The 4,991-nt window shown below is 71.9% G+C and carries 5 protein-coding genes; 1 reads left to right on the forward strand and 4 read right to left on the reverse strand.

Annotated features, from left to right (window positions below; all coding sequences use genetic code 11):
* Positions 1 to 88: 88 nt before the first annotated feature.
* Genes G3I65_RS24190 through G3I65_RS24205 form a run of 4 tightly spaced genes read right to left on the reverse strand, consistent with a single transcriptional unit; the run spans position 89 to position 3,409 of the window.
* Entirely contained in the window at positions 89 to 499 is a 411-nt protein-coding gene (locus tag G3I65_RS24190) for a hypothetical protein (RefSeq protein ID WP_160698130.1), read from the reverse strand.
* Positions 496 to 1,260, reverse strand: coding sequence for a 2-keto-4-pentenoate hydratase (locus G3I65_RS24195; RefSeq protein WP_160698131.1), 765 nt, complete (start codon positions 1,258 to 1,260; stop codon positions 496 to 498). Before G3I65_RS24195 ends, G3I65_RS24190 begins: the two co-directional genes overlap by 4 nt.
* Positions 1,257 to 1,703, reverse strand: a complete 447-nt coding sequence (locus G3I65_RS24200) for a nitroreductase family deazaflavin-dependent oxidoreductase (RefSeq protein ID WP_166640510.1) — start codon at positions 1,701 to 1,703, stop codon at positions 1,257 to 1,259. Before G3I65_RS24200 ends, G3I65_RS24195 begins: the two co-directional genes overlap by 4 nt.
* Positions 1,703 to 3,409, reverse strand: a complete 1,707-nt coding sequence (locus G3I65_RS24205) for an acyl-CoA dehydrogenase (RefSeq protein ID WP_160698133.1) — start codon at positions 3,407 to 3,409, stop codon at positions 1,703 to 1,705. The genes G3I65_RS24200 and G3I65_RS24205 overlap by 1 nt, the downstream gene beginning before the upstream one ends.
* Positions 3,410 to 3,642: 233 nt before the next feature.
* Here G3I65_RS24205 and G3I65_RS24210 point away from each other — a divergent pair.
* A partial coding sequence (locus G3I65_RS24210) for a DEAD/DEAH box helicase (protein ID WP_160698134.1) occupies positions 3,643 to 4,991 on the forward strand: 1,349 nt, incomplete at its 3' end.

Here is a 4,991-nt window from a genome sequence, read left to right on the forward strand (position 1 = left end):
GGCAACTCCGGCGGCAGCGGCTCGATGGCGGACGCGCTCCGGCGCGCCGGGTTCGGCAAGTAGGCAAAGGCGATCGGGCTCTTCGCGCTCAGCGGAGCGCGAAGAGCCCGATAGCGAACAGGGCCACCGGAACCACGGCCGCCGCCGAGCTGATCACCCCGGTTCCGCCGCGCCAGCCGGACGGCGAGTGCTCCAGCACCAGACGGTGGACCAGCGCCGCCTCCCCGACCGCCAGCAGCAGGAACCCGAAGCCGACGCTGAAGATCGCCGCCGCGCCCACGAACAGCAGGCCCGACGTCGACGCCGCGCCGAGCGGGGCCGCGACCTCCCAGCGCACCAGCCCCGCGGCCACCGCGAGCAGGGCCAGCAGCGCCACGAAGGCGACGAGGAAGCCGATCCGCGCGGCCGGCTGGTGCTGGTCGCGCGTGAACCACCAGAACCCCGCGTCGAGCGCCCCGGCGACCGCGGCCAGCTCCAGGAATCCCGGCCGGACCGTCATGCGGCGAACCGCACTGCCACGCTGCCCAGCTCGCCGAAGTCCGCCACCACTTCGCCGCCCGCGCGGATCGGGCACGGGGGTGTCGCCGTTCCCGTCGTCACGATGTCGCCCGGGCGCAGGGAACGGCCGTGGCGCGGCAGATCCATCGCCAGCCAGTGCAGTGCCAGCCGCGGGTCGCCCAGCACCAGGCTTCCACTGCCGCGAGAGAACTCTTCGCCGTCCGCGTGCAGGACCACCTGGCGGCGCGGGAGGTCCAGGTCGCGCCAGCCCGGGACCGCGCGGCCCTCGACGAACCGGCCCGCGCAGGCCACGTCCGCGAGCAGCTGGGGGCCGCCCGCGTGCTGGTGGTCGGTGTAGCGGCTGTCCGGCAGCTCCACCGCCAGGAACATCGTGTCGACCGCGTCGAGGACCCCGGTCAGCGACGGCGACAGGCCCGGGTCGGCCTTGAGCCGGAACGCGAACTCGGGTTCGGCGACGCCCATGGTCATCGTGTCGGCCGGGACCGGCTCGCCCTCGGTGTGGTGGAACCGCTCGAACACCACACCCGGCAGCGGGCCCGGGACGTCCAGGTACTGCCGGGCGTACACCGTGGTCGCGGCGATCTTCCAGCCCGACACCGGGCCGGCCAGCCCGGCGAGCGCCGCCTGGGCCGCCATGCCTTCGGCGACGTCACGCGGGCGGGCGTCGGCAGGCAGGCCGTCGAGGCGCTTCCCGGTCTGCCACGCGTCCCAGATCAGCTCCGCCGCCCGCTCTCGGTTCACGCTCTTGATCTTGCCAAGCGGAACACCGGGTGTCGATCGGCTTCCGCGGCGAAAACCTCCGCCGGGTCGCCGAGCTTCGCGTCGAAGAACGGCGCGGTCACCGGGATCTTGCGGACGTAGGCGCGCAGCACCGGGCCGGCCGTCGCCGCGTCGGCTTCCTCGACCTCCCACGTCTCGCGCGTGCGGCCGCGCCGGAGCCGCGCGGCCGGGTCGGCGCGCAGGTTGTGCACCCAGCCGACCTGCCCGTACGGCGAGACGAGCCAGCGCTCGCCGCCGACCGCCAGGACGTTGACCGGAGTGGTCCGGTCCTCTCCGCTGCGGCGGCCGCGCGTGGTCAGCAGGAACCCGGTGCCGCCGATGACCGGGATCCCGCGCGCCAGCAACGCCGTCACGACGACGTTCGCGGCCTTGCGCGTCACGCCGAGCCGGTACTTCCGTGCCATCACGGGGTCATAGCGTAGACCCCGGAAAGCTCCCGCACCCGCGCCCAGACGTTCTCGAACCGCGCGGCGTCCACGACCGGCTTCCGCAGCGCGGCCAGCGCGATCGCCTGCTGGGCCCCGGTCGAGCTCGCCTTGCCGTTGAGGTCGACCGCGGCGGCGCTGAAGTCCTGCACCAGCACCGCGAAGATCTGGTCGGTGACCTCGTCGTCGAGCCCGGTGATCCGGGCCTGCTCCAGGACCAGCTGGCCGTACACGATGAGCGTGAACAGCTCGGTCAGCGCCAGCCCGAAGTCGAGGTCGGCCTGCTGCGCCTCGTCCGGCGCCGCCTCGGTGAGCAGCTTGACGAGGTAGCCGGCCTGCTCGGTGAACAGCGCGACGTTCGGGATGTGCGCGGCTTCGGCGTAGGCGGTCTTCCAGTCGTGGAAGCGGACCTTCGACAGGCCGCGCGCCGGGCCCTGGCGGAAGAGGAACTCGTCGTCCGCGGCGTCGGTGCGCGTGCCGACCGGCGCGTACTCCTGCGGCGCGAACAGGTACGCGGGCATGAACTTCGCGATCAGCGCGAGGTTCACCGCCACCGTGCCTTCGAGCTTCGGGAGGCCGTCGATGTCGTTCTTGGACATCGCGAGGTACGTGTCTGCCTCGAAGCCCTTGGCCGCCACGACGTCGGCGACCAGGCCGATCACCTTCTGCGCCTCGGTCGTCACCTTCATCTTGGTGATCGGGTTGAAGAGCAGGTAGCGGCGGTCTTCGGCGTTCGCGCTGCGGAAGTAGTCGACGGCGCGGTCGGAGAACAGCTTCATCGCGGTCAGCCGCGCGTATGCCTCGACGAACTCGCGGCGCACGTGCGGGAAGTCCGTGACCGGCTTGCCGTACAGGACGCGGTTGTGCGCGTGCGTGATGGCTTCGTACAGCGAGTGCGTCGCCATGCCGATGCCGCCGAAGCAGAGGTTGAACTTGCCGATGTTGACCGTGTTCAGCGCGGCGCTGAAGGCTTCGGCGCCGACGTGCAGGATGTCCTCCGCGCGCACCGGGTAGTCCTCGAGCCGGAACTCGGCGACGTACATCTGCGAGGGCACGACGTTCTTCACGACGTGGTAGTTCGGGTGCTCCGAGTCGGCGTAGAAGAAGACGTACTGGTCCGGCCCCTCGACGCCGTCGACGCGGCCGAAGACCGACACCGTGCGCGCGCAGTTGCCGTTGCCGATGTAGTACTTCGAGCCGGTGGCGCGGTAGCCGTCGCCGTCCTTGGTGAGCACCATGTCGGAGGAGTAGATGTCGGCGCCGTGGTCCTTTTCGGACAGTCCGAACGCGCCGACGCCGCCGGCGTCCAGCGCGGCCGCGGCGCGTTCGCGGGCGGCTTCGTTGCCGCTCTGCCACACCGGGCCGAGGCCGAGGATCGTGACCTGCCAGGGGTACCAGTAGTTCAGCCCGTAGAACCCCAGGATTTCCGACAGCGCCGCGACGCGGCTGGTGTCCCAGCGCTTGTCCGGGTTGCCACCGCCGTTCGCCGACGGCGTCAGGAACGTCGAGAACAGGCCTTCCTTGCCGGCGAACTCGAGGAAGTCCGCGTAGAAGACGCGGTTGTGGTAGTCCTCGGTCAGCTTCGCCTTGCCGCGCTGCTCGAACCAGTCGATGGTGGCGCGCAGCAGGCGCCGCGTCTCGGCGTCGAAGTGCGCCGGGTCGTACTCGCGCGGGTTCAGCAGCATGGTCGTCCTCCTCGATTACCGACCGGTAACTTAGCAAGGCCGCGCGAGTGCGGGCAATCTCACTGGGGGTACGTCACGCTGGTTGGTACACTGATCTTGCGGGCCGCTCAGTTCTGCCTCGGCCCGCTGCTGTTGTCGACTACCACGCGCCGCGGCCGTTGACCGGTCTGCGCCGGGCAGGACAACCCTTCTCAGGTTACGGAGACCAGGGCACACGCGTGCCCGCACGACTTATGAGTACTTTCGCCGAACTCGGCCTGCCCACCCCCCTCGTGGCGGCGCTGGCCTCCCAGGGCGTCACCGAGCCCTTCCCCATCCAGGCGGCAACCCTGCCGCACACCCTCGCCGGCCGGGACGTCCTCGGCCGCGGGCGCACCGGCTCCGGCAAGACGTACGGCTTCGTGCTGCCCGTGTTGACCCGCCTCGCCGCGGGCCCGACGCGGCGCAAGCCCGGCCGTCCCCGCGCGCTCATCCTGGCGCCGACCCGCGAGCTCGCGACGCAGATCGAGGCGTCCATCCTGCCCCTGGCCCGGCCGCTGGGCCTGAAGGCGACCACCATCTTCGGCGGCGTGAGCGCGAACCCGCAGATCACGAAGCTGCGTGACGGCGTCGACATCGTCGTCGCCTGCCCCGGCCGGCTCGCCGACCACATGCGCTCCGGGCACGTGAAGCTCGACGCCGTCGAGATCACCGTGCTGGACGAGGCCGACCACATGGCCGACCTGGGCTTCCTGCCCGAGGTCCGGCGGATCATGGACGCCACCCCCGAGCGCGGCCAGCGGCTGCTGTTCTCGGCGACGCTGGACAACGGCGTCGACGTGCTGGTCAAGCGGTTCATGGACGACCCGGTGCTGCACAGCGTCGACTCGGCGCAGTCGCCGGTGACCACGATGGAGCACCACGTCCTGCACCTGGAGGAGACCCACCGGCTGCCGGTGCTGGTCGACCTGACCGCGGCGCCGGGCCGCACGCTGGTGTTCACGCGGACCAAGAGCCGCGCGAAGGCGCTGACGCGCAAGCTGGTGGCCTCGGGCGTGCCGGCCGTGGAACTGCACGGCAACCTGGGCCAGAACGCGCGCACGCGCAACCTCGAGGCGTTCTCGTCGGGCACGGCGAAGACGCTGGTCGCGACCGACATCGCGGCCCGCGGCATCCACGTCGACGACGTCCGGCTGGTCATCCACGCCGACCCGCCGGTCGAGCACAAGGCGTACCTGCACCGCTCCGGCCGCACGGCACGGGCCGGCGCCTCGGGCACCGTGGTGACGCTGATGACGGACGCGCAGGTCCGCGACGTGCGCGACCTCACGCGCAAGGCCGGTATCAAGCCGACGACCACCCAGCTCGGCCCGGGTCACCCGCTGCTGGCGGAGCTGGCACCGGGCGAGCGGACGTTCTCGAAGGCGCCGGCGGTGGACAACCGCCCGAAGAAGGTCACGGCGTCCGGCGAGGCGCCGGGTGGCGGACGTGGGCGTCGGGGCGGAGCGCCGAAGGAGAACCGCGGCGGTCAGCAGGCCCGGGCGCGGCGTGAGGAGCAGCCCAGGTCGGGCGGCTCCCGCCGGTCGGGCGGCGCGGCCGCGGG

Origin of the sequence: Amycolatopsis sp. SID8362 (assembly GCF_010550475.1) — a bacterium.
GTDB lineage: Bacteria > Actinomycetota > Actinomycetes > Mycobacteriales > Pseudonocardiaceae > Amycolatopsis > Amycolatopsis eburnea.

What these genes read in the sequence shown, in the direction of transcription:
- G3I65_RS24200 (WP_166640510.1), bottom strand. Translation starts at nt 1,703, where the DNA reads ATGGCACGGAAGTACCGGCTCGGCGTGACGCGCAAGGCCGCGAACGTC.
- G3I65_RS24205 (WP_160698133.1), bottom strand. Translation starts at nt 3,409, where the DNA reads ATGCTGCTGAACCCGCGCGAGTACGACCCGGCGCACTTCGACGCCGAG.
- G3I65_RS24190 (WP_160698130.1), bottom strand. Translation starts at nt 499, where the DNA reads ATGACGGTCCGGCCGGGATTCCTGGAGCTGGCCGCGGTCGCCGGGGCG.